The organism is Pseudoalteromonas sp. BMB (assembly GCF_001709235.1).
Taxonomy (GTDB): domain Bacteria; phylum Pseudomonadota; class Gammaproteobacteria; order Enterobacterales; family Alteromonadaceae; genus Pseudoalteromonas; species Pseudoalteromonas maricaloris.
Genome location: NZ_MBQA01000208.1, coordinates 18021 through 36754, shown reverse-complemented (window position 1 = coordinate 36754; position 18734 = coordinate 18021). Strand labels below are relative to the sequence as shown.

The 18734-nt window shown below is 42.5% G+C and carries 14 protein-coding genes; 4 read left to right on the top strand and 10 right to left on the bottom strand.

Annotated elements, in window-relative coordinates:
* The first annotated feature begins 188 nt into the window (after positions 1–188).
* The 3 genes from BB427_RS21710 (at position 189) to BB427_RS21700 (ending at position 4662) form a co-directional block, all read left to right on the top strand.
* Entirely contained in the window at positions 189–2222 is a 2034-nt protein-coding gene (locus tag BB427_RS21710; protein ID WP_069023224.1) for a S9 family peptidase, read from the top strand.
* A gap of 336 nt (positions 2223–2558) precedes the next feature.
* Positions 2559–3653, top strand: a complete 1095-nt coding sequence (locus BB427_RS21705; RefSeq protein WP_069023222.1) for a 5-methyltetrahydropteroyltriglutamate--homocysteine methyltransferase — start codon at positions 2559–2561, stop codon at positions 3651–3653.
* Positions 3654–3672: 19 nt separating this feature from the next.
* Complete coding sequence (locus tag BB427_RS21700; protein ID WP_069023221.1) at positions 3673–4662, top strand: sensor domain-containing diguanylate cyclase; 990 nt, start codon at positions 3673–3675, stop codon at positions 4660–4662.
* A 38-nt stretch (positions 4663–4700) separates the two neighbouring features.
* On the opposite strand, the gene BB427_RS21695 is transcribed toward BB427_RS21700, so the two are convergent.
* The 3 genes from BB427_RS21695 to BB427_RS21685 all read right to left on the bottom strand — a co-directional run bounded on the left by BB427_RS21695 (position 4701) and on the right by BB427_RS21685 (position 8123).
* On the bottom strand, positions 4701–5123 hold the full coding sequence (locus BB427_RS21695) for a hypothetical protein (protein WP_039496426.1): 423 nt from the start codon (positions 5121–5123) through the stop codon (positions 4701–4703).
* A 304-nt stretch (positions 5124–5427) separates the two neighbouring features.
* Positions 5428–7464 (bottom strand): serine hydrolase domain-containing protein, encoded by a 2037-nt coding sequence (locus BB427_RS21690; RefSeq protein ID WP_069023219.1) that lies wholly within the window; start codon positions 7462–7464, stop codon positions 5428–5430.
* 113 nt (positions 7465–7577) lie between these two features.
* Positions 7578–8123 carry a DUF4410 domain-containing protein gene (locus BB427_RS21685; RefSeq protein WP_069023218.1) on the bottom strand — a complete coding sequence of 182 codons (546 nt, stop codon included), beginning with the start codon at positions 8121–8123 and terminating at the stop codon, positions 7578–7580.
* A gap of 460 nt (positions 8124–8583) precedes the next feature.
* Between BB427_RS21685 and BB427_RS21680 the strand changes: the two genes are divergently transcribed.
* Positions 8584–9783 carry a POT-type proton-dependent oligopeptide transporter gene (locus tag BB427_RS21680; protein ID WP_083229919.1) on the top strand — a complete coding sequence of 400 codons (1200 nt, stop codon included), beginning with the start codon at positions 8584–8586 and terminating at the stop codon, positions 9781–9783.
* Between the two features lie 112 nt (positions 9784–9895).
* On the opposite strand, the gene BB427_RS21675 is transcribed toward BB427_RS21680, so the two are convergent.
* The 7 genes from BB427_RS21675 to BB427_RS21645 form a co-directional block, all read right to left on the bottom strand.
* The gene (locus tag BB427_RS21675; protein ID WP_069023214.1) at positions 9896–10945 is read right to left on the bottom strand and encodes a S41 family peptidase; all 1050 of its coding nucleotides are present in this window, start codon (positions 10943–10945) and stop codon (positions 9896–9898) included.
* Between the two features lie 140 nt (positions 10946–11085).
* A complete protein-coding gene (locus tag BB427_RS21670) occupies positions 11086–12342 on the bottom strand; it encodes a sensor histidine kinase (protein ID WP_069023213.1) in 1257 nt (418 codons plus the stop codon).
* 13 nt (positions 12343–12355) lie between these two features.
* Positions 12356–13738, bottom strand: a complete 1383-nt coding sequence (locus BB427_RS21665) for a sigma-54-dependent transcriptional regulator (RefSeq protein WP_069023211.1) — start codon at positions 13736–13738, stop codon at positions 12356–12358.
* Between the two features lie 4 nt (positions 13739–13742).
* Positions 13743–16139 carry an ABC transporter permease gene (locus BB427_RS21660; RefSeq protein ID WP_069023209.1) on the bottom strand — a complete coding sequence of 799 codons (2397 nt, stop codon included), beginning with the start codon at positions 16137–16139 and terminating at the stop codon, positions 13743–13745.
* 1 nt (position 16140) lies between these two features.
* Positions 16141–16857, bottom strand: a complete 717-nt coding sequence (locus BB427_RS21655) for an ABC transporter ATP-binding protein (protein WP_045990359.1) — start codon at positions 16855–16857, stop codon at positions 16141–16143.
* A gap of 12 nt (positions 16858–16869) precedes the next feature.
* Positions 16870–18120: an efflux RND transporter periplasmic adaptor subunit gene (locus tag BB427_RS21650; RefSeq protein WP_069023208.1), complete on the bottom strand. Its 1251-nt coding sequence runs from the start codon at positions 18118–18120 to the stop codon at positions 16870–16872.
* Between the two features lie 137 nt (positions 18121–18257).
* The gene (locus BB427_RS21645; RefSeq protein ID WP_069023206.1) at positions 18258–18710 is read right to left on the bottom strand and encodes a hypothetical protein; all 453 of its coding nucleotides are present in this window, start codon (positions 18708–18710) and stop codon (positions 18258–18260) included.
* Between the last annotated feature and the right edge of the window lie 24 nt (positions 18711–18734).

Genomic DNA, 18734 nt, shown 5'->3' with positions numbered 1-18734 from the left:
AGATAACTTACGGACACTCACTTCAAACATCCGCAACTTTCATCCGATTTCACACAAAAAACAGCCACTCATTCCCATTCTATTTGACACATCGAGTTTTTATTTCGTTCTATCGCGTATTAGGTGACATTGAATTGCACCTGAATAACTATGTAGCCCTGAATAAAAATTATATAGAGGGTGGCATTATGCCTTTTGGATTGAAACGGACGCTCATTTGCACTTTACTGGCTTGCGCTGCATTGCCAACAGTCGCACAGACTGAGGTGGGATTACAGGCTAAAGACATTTTTGAGCTGGAATATGCAAACGACCCGCAAATATCACCAGATGGTACTCAGGTGGTATATGTGCGTAACAGCAATGATGTAATGAAGGATGCTAAGCGACAAAACCTGTGGCTGGTCGATACTAAGTCAGGTGCACAATCGCCACTCTTCTCTGATGAAAACAATTACAGTCAACCTCGTTGGTCGCCAGATGGTAGCAAAATCGCCTTTGTGAGCAATGTATCCGGTAGCACACAAATTCATGTGCATTATCTTGCTCAAAACCGTACGGCACTACTTACACAGTTACAATCTGGGATCAGTGGCTTAACTTGGTCACCAGATGGCAAATGGCTGGCTTTTAGCCAAAAGGTTGCCGAAAAGCCAGCGGTCATTGCCAAAATGCCAGAAAAACCAAAAGGCGCGAAGTGGTCCGACTCTGCCATTGTTATCGACAAAGCTTACTACCAAGCAGATGGCCGAGGTCTTATCAAACCCGGCTATCGCCAGATCTTCGTGTTACCGAGTGAAGGCGGCACGCCACGCCAATTAACCTCAGGTAATTACCACCATAGTGGGAAACTCGCGTGGCGAGCAGACGCACAGGCGATTGTGTTTTCAGCAAACCGCATTGCAGACTGGGAATACAAGCGCCTAGAAGGCGACTTATTCGAAGTTGATTTTAACCGTAATATCACCCAGCTTACATCTGCTCCTGGTCGTGAGTACGCACCTAGCTTATCCGAAAATGGTAAACAGCTGGCTTACCTTAGTGCATCAAACGCACTAAACCCTTACCGTAATAGCAAACTGAATATTATGGATTGGCAGGACAAAACCTCCCACATGATTGCCAAAGACTTCGACCGCTCAATCCAAGACCCAACTTGGATTGGCAGTGATAGACTGGCGATGACTTACGATGACCACGGCAAGCGAAAGCTCGCGAGCATCACCACAAAAGGCAAAATTACCGACATCACAGATACACTCTCAGGCACAACCCTTGGTCGCCCTTATCTAAGCGGTGAATTTAGTGCTAACTTTGATGGGGAAATTGCCTTTACTCAAGGTTCGAGTGAGCGCCCTGCAGACATCGCTATCACAACAAGAAAAGGCAAAGTAACGCAATTAACTCGCCTTAACGAAGACCTACTTGCACATAAAACCCTTGGTAAAGTGCATGAGATAACGTATAGCTCGTCGTTCGACGGGGAGAAAATTCAGGGCTGGTATATTACGCCACCAAATTTTGACCCGAAAAAACAATATCCATTACTACTAGAAATTCACGGTGGCCCACACTTAGCCTACGGCCCCCATTTCTCAGCAGAATTACAGCGTTATGCCGCTGAAGGTTACGTGGTATTTTACGACAACCACAGAGGCAGCAGCTCTTACGGCGAGCGCTTTGCGATGTTGCTCAAGTACAAATACAGCTCGAAAGAAGACTTTGCCGATCATAACTCAGGGGTAGACGCTATGCTTGAGAAAGGCTTTATCGACAAAGATAATCTGTTTATTGCTGGCGGTTCTGCAGGTGGTATCGCAACAGCCTACGCGATTGGCTTAACGAACCGTTTTAACGCTGCTGTTGTCGTAAAGCCTGTGATCAACTGGCTGAGTAAAGTGCTTACCGCTGACAGTGGCCTTGGTCAAATTCCAACGCAATTCCCGGGTATGCCATGGGAGCATATGGAACACTATTGGCAGCGTTCACCGCTTTCGCTCGTTGGCAACGTAACCACACCAACCATGCTAATGACGGGTGAAGAAGACTTGCGCACGCCAATGGCCGAAACCGAACAGTTCTACCAAGCACTTAAGCTACGTAAAATTGACTCTGTACTGGTAAAGATTCCAGGTGCACCACATGGAATTGCAGGCCGTCCTTCTCGGATGATCAGCAAAATCGAGCACTCGCTCGCTTGGTTTGAAAAGTACAAGAAGTAAGGAAAAAGCCGCGTAAAGCGGCTTTTTTCATAAATCGACTCGTTTTTAATCTAAAATTTAGAAAAGTAGCGAACTCACTACTTTTAAAATTAGCATTTAAAGCTAGCTTTAAAACACCACCTCGCCTCGCTTGAAGCTTCCGCTAACGGTTATCTCACCGACTAAAATCCCATACAATCAAGGCGATTATATCTATTTGATCCTATACTCACATTGGCGCTTGTGCGGTTGTAAAACAGACAAAGTAACTGTGTTGGTATAAGCGCACATTTGTTTGATTATTTATGGCTTTTTATCGTTTTACTTAGAATAAGCAACTCGAGAAGGTAGACTACGATGGCGCGGTTCCAGATCCCCAGCGAACAAATCGGATCAATTCCTCGAAATCCCTGTTTAATAAGCGCTTACAGGGAGTATAAGCAAGGAAAGATAAGTTACGCGGTTTTAAACGAAATTGCAGAGCGCGAAACACAACAAGTGATAAAAGAGCTCGAAGCGATTGGCTGTCAGGTCGTCAGTGATGGCGAGCAAAGAAAGTTTGATGGTTTTGCTCACTATTGCTTACACGATTCACCTTGCTACTCAGATCAGGGCTTGCTCGTTGATTTTAACGATGGTCACTCTCGGGTCTTTGCGCCACACCTTAAAGTTCCGCCATTTCGCTATCAACATACGGCGGATGAATTTCTCGCTTTCGCACTCAAACACGCAACTGTGCCCGTCAAACAAGCCGTTATTTCTCCTTCAATGTTGAGCTTAGTTTATCCATCTCACGGGATTGAAAATTACGATCACGAAAGTTTTATCAGTGATTTGATAACTGAGCATGTTGGCGAAGTAAAACGCTGCTTAGCACTGGGTGCACACAAAGTACAAATTGACTTTACAGAAGCGAGGCTGTCTTTAAAACTAGACCCGTCAGGTCAGACCCTCAAGTCCTTTGTTGAGCTAATCAATAAATGTCTCGCCCAATTTAGTGATAGCGAAAGGCAACGAATTGGTATTCATACCTGTCCGGGTGCTGATATTGATGCAACCCATAGCGCCGACATTGACTATAAATATCTGCTGCCTACGCTTTTCGACATAAATGCAGGAAGCTTCTACGTTGCACTTAGAGGTGAAGAGAACCCCAAGAAAACCCTGAAGCTGATAGGCAGCATCCTCAAACCCTTCCAACGTGTATTTATTGGTGTGATTAACCCGAACAGTCGCGAAATTGAGAGCCCTGGATCCGTACGAGATCTCGTGTTACTGGCGAGTGAGTTTATTCCTATTCCACAGCTAGGCACTTGTGATGATTGCGGTTTTTCGCCATTCGCCGATGATAGTTCAACAACCAGAGAAATAGTATATGAAAAAATAAAATCGCGCCTAGTCGGCACACAAATGGCCGAAGAAGCACTCAATACACGTGCGCAGAAAAATTGAATTAGCCAATGGGTTATGCATGAGCGAAGTATTTCCACCTAAATCAGATGACGCAGATCTAATTGCTAAACTTGAAGATGAAATGCTGGCATTAGAAATAGAAAACCACAAGCTGCAACAAAGGTTACGTGAGAACGAATACGACAGAAAAGCTCTGCTGGATATTCAAAAGCTTGCTAATGTCGGTACGTGGCGGCTTAACCACCTAACCTACAGCGTCAAAATGAGCGATAAACTTGCTGCAATGCTCGGTATTGATGGCGAAGCCATTACACAGTGGGACGACTTTATCAATGCACTAGATCCAAGCGCCGAACTAGCAATAAAACAGCAGCTCCACAATGTTTTTGTTCACGGTGGAAGCACCACATTTGAACATGTTGTAACTAGAGCTAACGGCTCCACACTTTATGTAAGACACCACTGTGAAACGCTACTAAACGGCATTGGCCAGCCACTTAATTCAATTGGCCTGATGCTGGATGTCACACAAGATAAAGTCAAGGCCGCGCAATTGGAAGTGCTATCGAATAAGGATGAACTCACCAATTTATACAATCGTCGGAAAATGAATCAGGCACTACACAAGGAAACGACCGAGTGTTTAACTAACGGGCTCCCCCTCAGCACGATTATTCTAGACTTAGATCTGTTTAAGCAAGTGAATGATAGGTTTGGCCACCATATCGGCGATGAAGTGCTGGTGCGTGTGTCGCAGGAAATTCAAAATAGTCTAAGGTCAACGGACATCGCATCTCGTTGGGGCGGTGAAGAGTTTCTTATCCTATGCCCCAACACCAGTCTTAATGATGCACAGAAAGTAGCTGAGCGGATCCGTAAAGCGATTGAAGCCATTCAATTGTCCTGCCCACACAAGATCACTGCCAGTTTTGGCGTAGGCAGTTTACAAGATGGTCAAGACTTATCAGAGATGCTAAAGCGAGTTGACTCTGCCCTATACCAAGCGAAAAAAGCTGGTAGAAACTGCATACGCGTGGAGCCTGAATAACGCAAATACAGACTTAACATGCTATATATAGCATCATGTTATCGTTTTCTGTTAAAAACTTCCTTTGAACCCTTAACAGATGGAAGCAAGAGCTTATCGTTGATTACGCACACTTCATGCGTTTGGATATCTAAAGGTATTCTTGGATCCTCAAGTTGAAGTTTGTAGCATTGGCCACTGTCAGAAACAGAAATAATTGAATATGGAGTATGAGTTGGCGCTCTGCCGCGAATAAACCCTGAATATATATTTTCGGTTATGATTATTTCTGCTGGTTGTAATATTGATGAGAACTTGTTGACTTCGGCTTCTGTCATTGCTGAATTTTTAAAACTCTCAATCGTTTCATGTTTACTAAATATCCAATGCCCAATAAAGGCGTAATTCATATTTTGCTCTTGAGCGATGCATCCTAACGATGAAAAAGTGTAAGCTATGATCCCTAGAAAGAATCTTTTCATTAACTTTTACCTTAAATTATGATGAGCTGTAGAATTGCTCTTTTTTATATATTTTTCATTACATTACCGACCTTAGCCGAGTTCATGATTTGATTCAATTCTTGACTCTAAACATTACGGTCATTATTTTGCAGTGTTTTGTAAAACTATAAACTTGGTTTCTCTGGTTTTTTGTGTTTTGCAGCTTGCTCTACACAACTAAATCAGGCTATACACTGTCGCTTTTTATTCACAGATAATTGGTAATGCATTGTCTCCTAATTTGGCATTCGTTCAAGAAGAACATAAACACAAAAGCTGAAATCTAGCCAAAATAGTTAAATCCAACCGCATTCCAAATCCAAAATGCATAAATAAAACTCAAGCAACTCAGTGTAAAAATCAAATAGTGTATTTTATAAAACCAATGCAAATCACTCATGCGCAACATGACTGGAAGACTTAGCACTTTCAAAAAGGTCGTGAGAACGATTGCTATCACCAAAGACAGTAGCAGCTTTACCTCTATGGTGGGAAAGCTTGCGTGAAATTGATATTCATCGGACACAATATCGGCATTCATTAAAACAAAGCCCAGCACTGCTGCAAGTATCATACTTGAACTAAAAAATGCCAGCTTTTCAACTACGCCAAGCCTTTTGCTTTTACGAGCTCGAACAAAACTGAACAGCAAAGTGGATAGCGATAACAACGAAGATATCGCCAACGCCAAGTTGAAGAAAAGTGGGCTTTGTAAGAAGCTTACTCGTTCATAATCGCCAGACCACATACTCGCAGAAAAACGATTTACCTTCCCTGTCCCATCGCGATAAAAGTAAAAAATAGGCGCGTCTCGAGCTCCGGCTTGAAAGACGTCCGCTTCAAGGTGCTTCAGTTTTATTTTATTCCCTGCAACCATCATAACTAACCTATTTTGGTCATCAATGGCTATCTCAGCCGCCGCATCTAATGCGGCCAGTTTTTCCAGTTGAGTATACGAACGACGAGTACTCAGAAATGTTCCCGTATAATCTTCAAGGTTTGCTTGGCTAACTTGCTGTTTTAAAACCTGCGTGTAGATGTTTGCTTGGGAAGATGTGCTGAGCTGCGACGGCTTTACAAGACTTATCGGCTTGTTTCGATAAAATTTATTAAATATCGCAGTCGGTAAAGCCTCAACAAAGTGTGCCCCGCTTCCCATAACGTTAGTTGAAACAAAAATACCTAATTGAACTTCAGGAAAGATCCTCATGTTGGCGGCAAACGTATGTGTGGCACCAGAGTGATGACGCAGCTCATAACCCTTAAGCTTGCCATTAAACATGCCATGAGCAATCCCTGTCGCCAGCGGTCTATCGTCGTAAAGTCGATGTATCATTGTTTTTTGGGTAGTTGGCTGCACGAACAGGTTGTTATCACCCATCAGAGCTGACATATAAAGCGCCATGTCATGTGCAGTTGCAGAAATGGCCCCCGCACCACCTACATGCCCAATAAATTCAAAAGGTTTGGCGATATTATTGCCTTGTCTATCCCTAAAATACCCCGTTGCAAGCTGTTGTTGTAGCTCAGGTTTCATCGCAATTAAGGCTGCACTGGTTTTTACTGGCTCTCGTAATGTCGTGTTTTGCATACCCAGTACAGAAAAAATATGTTGCTCCATATAAGTCGCTAAATCCATACCCGACTGCAACTCGATGAGATAACCAAGCAAAGCAAAACCATAGTTAGAATAGGATACATTAACACCCGGTGGCCAAATTCTCTTGGGCATATGTGTTACGAGATATCGCTCTGTACTGAGCATTTCTGAGGCATTTTCAACGAACAAGTTACCGGCATCCGCTTCTTCAAAACCCGCCCGATGACTTAATAGGGCACGGATTGTAATAGGCGCTTCAAAGGTGTCAGGTATTTTAAATTCGCTCAGATATTCATTTATATCAGTATCTATAGATAGCTTACCTTGCTCCACCAGCTGCATCACTGCAAGTGCAGTCATTGTTTTGGTGATAGAACCGATGCGAAATAGTGTTTTATTCGGTTTAACCATAGCTTGGCTGTATACATCAGCAAATCCATAGCCTTTGAGTAATACAATTTCACCGTCTTTGACGATGGTAACCGCAACTCCTGGCAGATTATATTGCCCCCTTGCTTTTTTGACCCAGTCATCAACATAAGTCCGTAGTCCTTTTAAATCTGGATTTTCCAAGGGCGCTTGTACATCGCTAACTGCACTATCACGCAACAGCTGTGGGCTGTTATCACCCCACGCTTTCGCGTTAAAAAATATGCCGATCGCGACAGTTAACATCAAGGCTTTTAGAACAAGTGTAATATCAACAAACTTCGTTTTCATATTAGCTTCACGTCCCTTTGTTTGTAATGCGTATCAGTGGGGCTCAAAAAGGTATACAGGAGCCCCATCGTCAAAAACTAGGTTTCTTTGAGTATTTGGAATTTCAATATCGACTAAGAGTTAGCGGTATTATCAGTTTTACCTTCGCGCTTCACCGTGCCAATCATACTCACCACTTTCTTAGATACTGCTTCAAGCTGCCTAGAAGTAGTTGCACCAAAAATGCCTTCGATAAACTCAGATCGAGTATCTAGTATTGACTCACCAACCACCTCGTTAGTGTCGGTGTTTATTAGCTTTACATTGAGCTTCAGCTCGGCATCACCCGCCATTACACCTACCATAAAGCGGCCAAATCCAGACACATAACGAAAGTGCTCGATGGTGATCTCGACTGATAAAGGTGCTTGATCTGCACTTCCAGACTCAACAATACTGCCATTAAAGTCTTTGGCTATTAGCGCTTTTAGCTCATTAATGCTGTTAGAAAGTGACTTACTTTTAGAAACTGAGTGCGATGAAGTAATATCCAAAAATACATTTTGTGGCGTGTCCCCTACAGCTCTATTCGCTGTTTTACTTGTCTCTTGAATGTGGGCGGCGCAGCCACTGAAAATAAGCACTGCGATTATTACGGCAAATATTTTAAAATGTTTCATTAGGGGCAAATTTCCGACCTTCAATATATATTCGGTTAACGACATGCTAACCTTCGTTGGCAGCTATGGTATCAAATATTTTCCCGTAATGGGTAAGTAGTTGAATCACCTCTGCTCTTTGGCTTTGCATCTATTGTGATTTATTTGATAGGTTTAATAACCAAAGCCCGGGTTAACTAAGTTTCCTTGTGAAGAGTATGAAGCAAACTCCGAAGTGGATACATCAGCAATTTCGTTCAAGTTTTTTATTGATAGTTTGAATATATTGACTTGGTAGTTTTGCAAAAGTGCTCAAACAGAAGGAGGGAGGGGGGAGTGGCGCACGAACTTTAAAATCATTTTAATTATAAAAAAGCATATTAAAATTTATAGCAATTCTGGCCCAAGCCTCACAACTGGCAGGGGTTTGATTTACATACAAATAAAAGAAAAAAATTAAAAAGGATTAATATTGAAAGTCATGAAAAACGCTCCAATTAGTAAATCTGTTGAGTGGATACTATTAGCTAATTTTCTTGAACGGATAGCTTATTATGGAGTGAGAGCCTTCATTGTTCTATTTTTAATGGACCAAAATGGTGGAGCTGGCTGGGACCAATCTAAAACGCTTGATTTTTACGGTCAGTTCACTATGTACGTTTATCTGGCAACATTTATTGGAGGTCTTTTCTCAGATTTTTTGTTAGGAGCATTTAAATCTACCTTGCTAGGCATTTTATTAATGTTTTTTGGGTATTTAAGTTTAGGATTCGTAGACAACCAACACCTTTTATATTCGGCTGGATTAATTGCGTTAGGCTCTGGATTTTTCAATCCCAACATTCCAACATTAATAGCGCATCAGTTGAAAAAAATACCGAGCAAACTCGATAGCATTTTTACAGGACAATATCTAGTGATAAATCTGGGCGCATTTATAGGGCCCATGACAATAGGTATTTTGGTTGAAAACGTGAGTTGGTCAGCAGCCTTCGTAATGGCTGCGGCAGTTAGCGCGCTTGTATTTATCATCATGTATAGTCAGCGTTCAGTGGTGCCACAGCAAAGCCATAAAGCCAATGTGGCCACCCAAAATCATGACAGTAACTTTTTTAGTGGAGTTGGCTTAGTAGTTGTCATTTTCTTATTGTCGACTTTATTTTGGTCTTATTTTGAAATCGGTGGTGGAAATCTATATCAAGCATTTCCTCAGATAATGAGCGAGTTAGATTTTTCGATAAATGCTAAGACAGTTATTGCTACTTGTGTTTTATGTTTTACTTTGTGGTGGTTTTTTACAGTCAGCTCTTGGTATAAGGTCGCGATTGGTTTCCTTATATTTTCATTAAGTTGGTATCTACTTAATTACAGCATTAAAAAAAATTCAAATGTAAAAGACTTCATCATTTTTGTGATGATACTTCAAGCTATTGCGGAGGTATTTTGCTCGGCAATATTTATGTCAATTATTGCTAAACGTGGATTCAAGCCATTACTAAGTACAAGCTATGCCATGTTTTTCTTTGCTACTTCGCTAGCTAGTTACTTTGCAGGTCAATATAGTGATTCATACTCTACTTTTGCACCGTTTGGTTGGGTATGTTTGATTGTTGGAGGTATTTTGGTAACACTTCAATTATCATATAACAAATATGTGACTACACAGTCCCAAGTAGAATAATGAGCAGATAAAGACTGACACCCACGACAAACTTCAACCGTTTTTGGCTGTATCTTTGAGATGGGTGTCTTAATCTTCCCTCTATTCGTAATGATTATAACGGTCGCTATTATTACATGGTGCTTTGTGGCGTCTCTTTGAATGGTGTGGCATTCGATAACTCTTCAAGCTTGTCGTTAATTTCCTTGATTTGATGTTCATTGCTTACTGACTTTTTAACTTCATTAAGCGCTATTTTATACGCCACATCTAAGGCGTTAGTCTGCGATGTTTCAATATGAGGTTTAACGCCAATCGATTCCCAATTTGTTTTCGTTTTCGGATTAATAGCCTTCGCTATTGGAATACCAGCTCTAAAACCACTTCCTAGCTCATAAAACTGCCAAGGATTTGCTCCACCTTTCGTTGTTTCCCCCACTAAAGTAGCCCGTTCAAGGTGCTTTAAGTTATAAGCAAACTCCTCTGCCGCAGAGAACGTATCATTGCTCGTGAGTATGTATATGGGAGTGTCCAGATGAATTGAATCGCTAACATTATCAAAAGTACGGAATTCACGAGTAGAGTCAGTCGCTCGCCAATAAATGCTGTTTAAATGGGTGTTTGGCTTTAAAAAATAACTACTAATAAACTGCACCATTTCAGCACTGCCGCCCCCGTTATTACGAAGGTCAAATATAAGAGCATCTACATTAGATACAAATCCCATTACACTTTCTGCTATGTTTTTTGAGTTTTTCGATAATTCATCAAACCCCCAAAAGTCAACATAACCTATATTGCCATCAAGTACTTCAACACGATTAAAGCCTGAATTTTTCCGACTTAATTTGGTAAACCAAGATTCACGCTTTGTTTTATTATTCTGGCTTTCATTTGGGTTTCGCCATTGCACAGTAAAGTGCTTGTCAAACTTTTGCAATTCTGCGGTTAGTAGCGAGGCAAATTGTTCTTGTGACTGACTATTAGTAAATGCAGGACTTGCTTTGAGCTCTGTAAGAACGTCTGAAATTTTATCTATCTTTTTTACTTCAACATATTGTTGCTCAATGTTATTTGTAAGCGTATTCAATATATGAGTTTTATCAATATAACTGATATCAGCATGTGCCAACGGGGACAAAATAACAAAGCCCCACGTTATAATGCCATTCCTAAGTTTCATTTTTCTTCCTTTATTTACATGGTGATGTAAGCTTGCCTCAGCAGACTAAAGTTAACGACAAGAAACACAAGTCTATTTATACCAATTGAATTAATTCTCTAATCAATATACCTGTTGATAACACAAGGCAGGCACGGTACTCAACTCCCACCCCGCTCTACGCTAAAACTGACTTTTGCGCCACTGTCTGGGTTATTGCCTAGTTTGAGTTGTCCACCGTGGTTTTCAATAATGATGCGAGAGAGCATCAGGCCTATGCCGTTGCCATCAGCTTTGGTGGTGTAAAATGCTTCAGCGGCTTCGTTTAGGTTAGAGAAACCGGGGCCAGTGTCTGTGACCGAAAACACTAATTTGTCAGCATCTGGGGTGATGTTGAGTGTAACTTCTGGCGAAGGTGTGCACGCTTCTTGAGCATTATTAATGAGGTGGCAAAGCACCTGTTTGATTTGGCTCGTATCAAAAAAGCCGAGCAGATCGGCTGTGCTTACTATCTTTAGTTGCGGGTAGATACTTTGTAGCTGAGCGCAAAACTCATTGAGCGCGACAATTTGCTTGTGCGCAGGAGGCAGTTTGGCAAGGGAGGCATAGTTGCCCATAAAAGATTTAAGGTAATTGGCGCGCTCGTTGATGAGTGACAGTCCACTGTTAAACCTTTCTATATCTAACTCACCGTTTAGGCGCTTGGTAAGGCTGCGCGCTACTGTGCCGATCGGCGCTAAAGTGTTATTGATCTCGTGACTTAAAATACGAACAAAACGCTGTAAGGCGTCTTTTTCTTGTTGATATAAAATGCTATCGAGCTGTTTTAAAACCAGTAAAGTGTGAGGTTTATTGGCAATGTAGCAGCTGTCGTGTTCAAGCAAAAAAGCATGCTCAGTCCCCTCTAGCATCACCGAAACCTTTCTTTGTTTTTGCTGAGCTTGTAATGACTGAAACCAGCACCAAGCATCGTCTTTGTAACAGTCAAAAAAGGTGCGCTCAGCGTAGCTGTTGGCAAATGCAACGCTTTGGCTGTCAAACACGATAAGTGCACAATCAAGCTTTTCAATGATTTGCTTTAGCAGATCGCTTTGCTCGGCCAGCGCTCGCTGATCGGCTTGCATGGTTTGCGCAAGCGCATTTAAGTGCTCCACCGTTGAACGTAATTGTGCGTCTTTGCCGTGTACCGCTCTTAGGGCATAATCGCCTTGGCGAAGTGATATCAACAAGGTATCAATGAGATTAATGGTGTTTTGTCTAGTCGAACCATATTTATAAGCGAGCAAAGCAAAACATAGTGCAAATACTAAGTCTATCAACATAATAAGTGTTGCTGGATAGTCGTGCACAAGGAGTAAAACATTAGTAATTACAAGTAGTAATGCACTTAACAGCCAGTGTCCAAATCGATAAAACAAGTTTGCTTATCTCCTACTCATATTTGTCCATTTTGCGATACCACGCACTGCGCGATAGTCCCAAGCTCTTCGCCGCTTTTGATACGTTACCACCGTGAAATTCCAATCTTTTAAAGAGTGCTTGCTCAATAATTTCATCCAGCGTTAAATCATGATTTTCTGATGCACTCGCAGTAGCAGTATTCATCGATTGCAACGCTGAGTACGGTGTAGTATTGAGCGCCAAATCACTGGCAAATACCTGAGCATTTGAACAAGTAAACACCGCGCGCTCCATCATATGCTTAAGCTCTCTCACATTACCTGGAAAATCGTATACACTCAGTGCCTTAACAGCACAAGGCATAATGCTCGGTGTTGGCTTTTTGTAATCTTGACTAAAGCGCATTAAAAAGCGCTCAGCTAATGGCAAGATATCCTCTGAACACGCTCTTAAAGGCGGTATTTCTACTTCTACCGTATTTAATCGATAATATAAGTCTTGGCGAAACTGATTATTGGCAATCGCTTCATTGAGTTGGCAGTTAGTAGCAGAAATAATCCTCGCAGTATTGTCCAAGACTTTGTGACTGCCAACCGCCACGTACTTTCGCTCTTCTAACACTTGAAGCAATTTTGCTTGAGACTGCAAAGATAAATTGGCAATTTCATCTAAAAACAACGAGCCATCACTGGCGAGTGTAAATGCACCCACTCGATCTGCTTTCGCATCAGTAAATGCCCCCTTTTTATGGCCAAATAACTCAGAGTTAAATAGCTCGTCACTCACCGCCCCCATGTTAATTGAGATAAAACTGCCACGAGCACGGCTAGAGTGCTCGTGTACATACTGAGCGTAATAGCTCTTTCCTGTGCCATTTTCACCGGTCAGCAAGATGTTCATATCGCTTTGTGCCAGCTGGGTGAGCTGTGTCAGCACACGCTGCTTTTTCTCACTTTGCGTAACAAAATCTACCGTTTGATGGGGCTTTTTAAGGTGTTCGTTTTCAGCAGATAGCCGCGCTAAATGTTGTCTGTCAGCTCGCTTCTCGATTTGTACTTTGATGCTATGAGCAAGACGCTCATCATCCCATGGCTTTGCAATGAAATCGGCCGCTCCTTGCTTTAGGGCAGCTACGGCAAGGTCTAGCGTCGCCCAGCCTGTCATTACCACAATGGGTAGGAGCGGATCGATTTGAATGAGCTTAGCAATCGCCATCAGCCCTTCTTTGCCACTGGTAGTGTCTTGGGTAAAGTTCATATCCAATAGCACCAAGTCCACTTCCTGTGTACTGACATAATCAAATGCTGCCTCTGGTGTCACCACACCGTGACAAGCGTAGCCTTCATCCTCAAGTAAAAACTTCAGACTCGCTTGAATATCAAGCGAGTCGTCTACTATTAGCACCTTTTTCAAATTATTATTCCATTCTTAAGCTAACCGCAGGTTGGACTTTTATGCTGCGTTTCACCGGGATATAAAGCGCAAGGCATACCGCAGCAAATACCAGTAATAGAGTGATACTACCTGCACCAAACATAACACTAAACGGCACAATACCGCGGAAAAAGTCTACAGCAAGATAACATAAGATATAGAAAATTAATGCAGAAATAGTCAGTCCTGTAACGGTATGGGTTAGATTTTTCTTGATAAATAACAACATGATCTGACGATCTTTGGAGCCAAGCGCACGGCGAATGCCTATTTCATAGCTAGATTTGTTGATATTACTCAGGCCCATGGCATAAATACCAATTAAAGAAAGCGTCAAGGCAAATCCACCCACAATCAAAAACACATAAATGATACTGGTGAACGCCCCCATCATAGAGCGATGGTTGTCGTAGTGATCAAAAATATAGCTGGTTTCGAGCTTGCTTGAGAGCCTACCTAACACGCGATAAAAGGCTTCGTAACTTTGGCTTGGCGGCAACTCAGTAATGAACTTAACCGCCATTGTATTTTCCTTTGGCGCATATTGACGAAAACTAAAATAGACTTCATGACGACGATCGCTAGCAACAACGCTCATCTCATCCACTGCAATACCAACTATTTTAGCGCTTGGCCATTTTGCATCACGTAACATCAGTGAGCGCCCCAATACTTCCTCACTGCCAAACAGCGCGTGTGCGAGAGACTGGCTAATGATCACTACGGGCGCCGCTTCTGTGTTGTCTTGTGCCGTGAAGTTCCTACCACTTTGCAATTCGCGCTTAAAAAGATGGGATACCGCTTCAATATTTATGATTTTATCGGTATAAACTTCGCCCTCGCTTGTTAGCACATCAAGCTCCATCTCCCGTTGATACACGCGCCCTTCTTTAAAGGCAGAATCCAATGCCATTCCCACGACCAATGCGCTTGCCATGTCGACCGCTTTATCACTCGAAAACTCGCTTTCAGATTGAAATTGCAGCTCAGTTGAGTACACCCCTTTGAGGGTCTCGCCGTCAATATTTCCCGCCATAGAATACATCACATAGCCTATGGTGCTCGACGCCATCAGCATAAAGCTCACTAAGGTCACCTGCAAAGACAGTAGGCGTTTTGACATCAATCCCGCTTGTTTTCCGGTTGCACCACGCGTGCCGTCTCGCAGTACATCATTGATGTTAAAGTTAGCGGTTTTCACCGCAGGTAACAGCACAGCAATAGCAAATACCAAGCTTATCAGCAGTAGTGACACCAAGATGGTGACTATATTTAGCTGCCAATACCACCAGTACGGCATTTTGCCACCAAACATCATATTCATAAAAAAGTTCAGCGCTCGCAAACCAAGATCCGTTAGCAATAGCGCCACCACCCAACTGCTAACGCAGTAGACCAAGCCCTCACAAGCATGCTGCTGAACCACCCTTAATTTTTTCGCGCCAATCGCGGCGCGAATAGCCGACTCTTTTTGTCTCTCAATGATTTTGGCAAAAAGTAAGTTACCAATATTGATTGAGGAAATAAGCAAAATAAGTACGATACCAGCCATAAACAGGGTAAATATAAATACCGCTTCACCGTCGGTGTTATATTCCACCAAGGTCATGGATTCAACCCGAACGGTTTTATCTACCTCAAGTGCTGACTGACTAACACGCTGCGTTGCATAATCAGTGAAGAATAAACTTAAACGCTGCTCAAGCCTTGCCTCTACTATCTCATTTGGCATCTTATAAATAATATCGATGGCATCAGTAGGTGCTGTGTTATTGCCTTTAAGTGGCAGCCAAAGTTTAGAAAATATCGGGAAGTTATTGTGTTTGGGCATCACACCGATTATCTCGTAAGACTTTTGGTCAACGACCATCGTGCGCCCTATGACGTCTTTGCTACCTTGAAATAGATGCAACCAGAGATAGTCTGAAATCACGACTACATTTTGGGCAGCTCCCACAAAGTCCTCAGCAGTATAAAATCGCCCAAGTGCAGGTTTAATGTCCAGAAACTGAAAAAAGCGTTCATCAACATAGGAGCCTCGATAATGATTGCCTCGCTCAGCGTCACTTACCCAAACACTCGCTGGCGCAATATAAAGCCACTCCTCAAGTTGTTTAACTTCATCAAGTTCTCGTAGTTGTGGCAGCATGCTGTATTCAAAGCGATTTTGCATGCTGATAGGGTTACGAACCTTAAAGATCCTGATTTCTGGGCTGCCACTACCCACTTGGCTATGTGAAAATGCCACCGTATAAATATAGTTAAAACCAATCAAAGATATGGTCAAACTGCCAACCATGATAAACATCATCAATAACGTAAAGCGCATTGATTTGGCGATGTTTCTCAGTGCGTAACGAAAGTCTAAAAGCAATCCCATACTAAGCTCCAACGACTTTGCTTGCGCGCTCAAGCTGCTTTTTGTCTCTTAAAATTGTGCCATCTAGCATAGAGATAACACGGCTAGCGTAAGTCGTAGATTCGATATCATGCGTTACCATACAAATCGTTTTTCCAGCAGCATGAAGCTCGCTTAACAACCCTAGCACTTGCTGGGCATTATTTGAGTCCAAATTACCGGTCGGCTCATCGGCAAGGATGAGATCTGGGGAGTTAATCAAGGCTCTTGCAACTGCAGCGCGCTGCTGCTGACCGCCTGAAAGCTGAGAAGGAAAATGATTGATGCGGTTTTCTAATCCCACCATCGCCAGCGCGTCTTTGGCTTTTTGCTCCATTTCTTTTTGGCTCATGCCGCCGATATAAGTCAGCGGTAACATGACATTTTCGAGCACGTTTAAATCACTGATAAGATTAAAGGCCTGAAAAATAAAACCGATATGATTAGCGCGAATATGAGCACGCTCGTCCGAGCTTAAATTAAATGCTTGGTTACCACTGATAAAGTACTCACCGTTACTTGGTTCATCAATCAAGCCCAAAATTGACAGTAACGTTGACTTGCCGCACCCTGACGGTCCCGTGATAGCCACAAACTCGCCGGGCTCTACTACGAGATTAATGCCGTCTAGCGCTTGAGTTGCAATTTCGTCCGTCTGAAACCGCTTTTCGATATTATTAAGTTGAATAACTGAGTTCATAATGATGTCCTGTTAACGCACTAGCACTTGGCTATCTTGAGTATACTTTTCCATATCGGAAATAATGATAGTTTGATTTTTATCAAGCCCTTCAAGCACTTCGATGTAGTTTACCGAACGCTGACCAAATTTAACCGTTTTTTTCGTGGCGAGATGTTCATCAACAACAAACACGCTCGCTTGATTATTTGCAACAGCATTGGCTGGCATTGCGACGAATATCGCCTCGGCCTTATGGCTCGTTACAATAACCCCTTCAATGTTGAGTTTATCTCTAGCTTCTCTTGGCAAAGAGCCTTCAATGCTCAGCTCTACTTCAACTTGGCTATTGGTGACTTTTGGGGAAACGCGTTTTACAATGGCGTTAAAACGTGAAGTGTAAGTATCGATTGTAGCCGACTGCCCAACTTGTACATGCGGCGCATCTAGTTCTGCGATGTTTATCTTAGCAACCAGCAAACGCGGATCTGCCACCTCTGCAACCGAGCTGGTATTAGACAATTGCATGCCCACTTCAATCAGCACATCCTGAATTTGTCCAGTAATTGGCGAGCGCACATCAAGTGCTGCAATATTCTCTTCAAGTAGCTTTATTTCGGAACGTAGACTTGCTTGCTCAGCCAGCTGCGCTTTGGCTTTTGCTTGTTGCACTTCTTGCTGAGTGGCAACCCTAGCTTGCTGTAACTCCACTTGCTTTTGACTACGCTGCATTGCAAACTCGCTGCGTTGATGATCAAGCATAGAGATAGTGCTATTGCCCTTTTCTATTAAGGTTTTTTGCGCCTGCCACTGAATTTTGTCGGCTTTATAAGCCAGCAAAGCATCATGATGTGCGGTGTGGGCCTCTTGCACTTTGGCCTTTAATTCTGCAAGTTCAGCCTCATGTTGTGCTGAAATTTTGGTAAGTTGGCTATGTTTTTGAATGAGCGCTTCGCGCAGTGATGGGTTTTCAAGCCGGGCAAGTAGCGTACCTTGAGTGACCATTTCACCCGGTTTAACCAACACTTCAACTACTTTTCCGCCACTACTACTGGTAACCAAATGGCGTTTTTCCAATGCAAGACTGCCAAGTCCCTTAACACTGAGTTCAAACTCGCCCTGTTGGACTTTAGCAACGATTAACTCTTCTTGGAAAACCACGTTTGATGCACTTTGGGTATATGCTTTAGCAAAAAATACCAAACCGACCACAAGTAGCACAATAACAAGCAATGCGAGCTTCTTAAGCGGCATGCGCTTTGTTTTCGCCAGTTTTATATCCATACTCTGTACTCCACTTTGAGAATACAGATGATGAATCAAATTTCAGGCCAAATATTTTTTATATTAAAATCAATACAATACAATAAATTTAAGTTCATACTCGATAAAACATGTGTCGAAATCGAGACACTTACAACTTAATAACTGTGTCGAAAGCGAAACATTTGTATTTGCTGATAATCGTAGAGCGAAATTCCATATTTTTTTAATGGAAACATCACCGTAGTATTCAAGCCTGAACTCTGTACGTGCAACGCTGTTTGGTCGTCGCTCAATGTCAGCTCACGCACGCCGAGCCAGTTGCAAAAGGTTTCACCAGAGACAGGACCGCCAAAGGTAATACCTTGGTTATCAAACCGGACAAACTGTTGCTCCGCCACACCAATAATAATGCTATAAACCAATGCAATAGCTGGCCCCATCCCCACGGCAGCCATGAGTTTCCCAGCACCATTAATGTTTGCTTGGAGTAAGTCAGGCAGGTAGACAAAACCAAGTGCAGTGGCTGGTAATAACACACTATTAAGCAGTATTACTTTGCGTAACTTGGCACTTCGACTTTTGCTTAGTTCTTTAAATTCAAGACTCATACGGTACTTTCGCATTCACTATAA

Excerpts from the sequence above, each read along its gene's own strand:
- BB427_RS21710 (WP_069023224.1), top strand. The coding sequence starts at position 189 with ATGCCTTTTGGATTGAAACGGACGCTCATTTGCACTTTACTGGCTTGC.
- BB427_RS21705 (WP_069023222.1), top strand. The coding sequence starts at position 2,559 with ATGGCGCGGTTCCAGATCCCCAGCGAACAAATCGGATCAATTCCTCGA.
- BB427_RS21700 (WP_069023221.1), top strand. The coding sequence starts at position 3,673 with ATGAGCGAAGTATTTCCACCTAAATCAGATGACGCAGATCTAATTGCT.
- BB427_RS21695 (WP_039496426.1), bottom strand. The coding sequence starts at position 5,123 with ATGAAAAGATTCTTTCTAGGGATCATAGCTTACACTTTTTCATCGTTA.
- BB427_RS21690 (WP_069023219.1), bottom strand. The coding sequence starts at position 7,464 with ATGAAAACGAAGTTTGTTGATATTACACTTGTTCTAAAAGCCTTGATG.
- BB427_RS21685 (WP_069023218.1), bottom strand. The coding sequence starts at position 8,123 with ATGAAACATTTTAAAATATTTGCCGTAATAATCGCAGTGCTTATTTTC.
- BB427_RS21680 (WP_083229919.1), top strand. The coding sequence starts at position 8,584 with ATGAAAAACGCTCCAATTAGTAAATCTGTTGAGTGGATACTATTAGCT.
- BB427_RS21675 (WP_069023214.1), bottom strand. The coding sequence starts at position 10,945 with ATGAAACTTAGGAATGGCATTATAACGTGGGGCTTTGTTATTTTGTCC.
- BB427_RS21660 (WP_069023209.1), bottom strand. The coding sequence starts at position 16,139 with ATGGGATTGCTTTTAGACTTTCGTTACGCACTGAGAAACATCGCCAAA.
- BB427_RS21655 (WP_045990359.1), bottom strand. The coding sequence starts at position 16,857 with ATGAACTCAGTTATTCAACTTAATAATATCGAAAAGCGGTTTCAGACG.
- BB427_RS21650 (WP_069023208.1), bottom strand. The coding sequence starts at position 18,120 with ATGGATATAAAACTGGCGAAAACAAAGCGCATGCCGCTTAAGAAGCTC.
- BB427_RS21645 (WP_069023206.1), bottom strand. The coding sequence starts at position 18,710 with ATGAGTCTTGAATTTAAAGAACTAAGCAAAAGTCGAAGTGCCAAGTTA.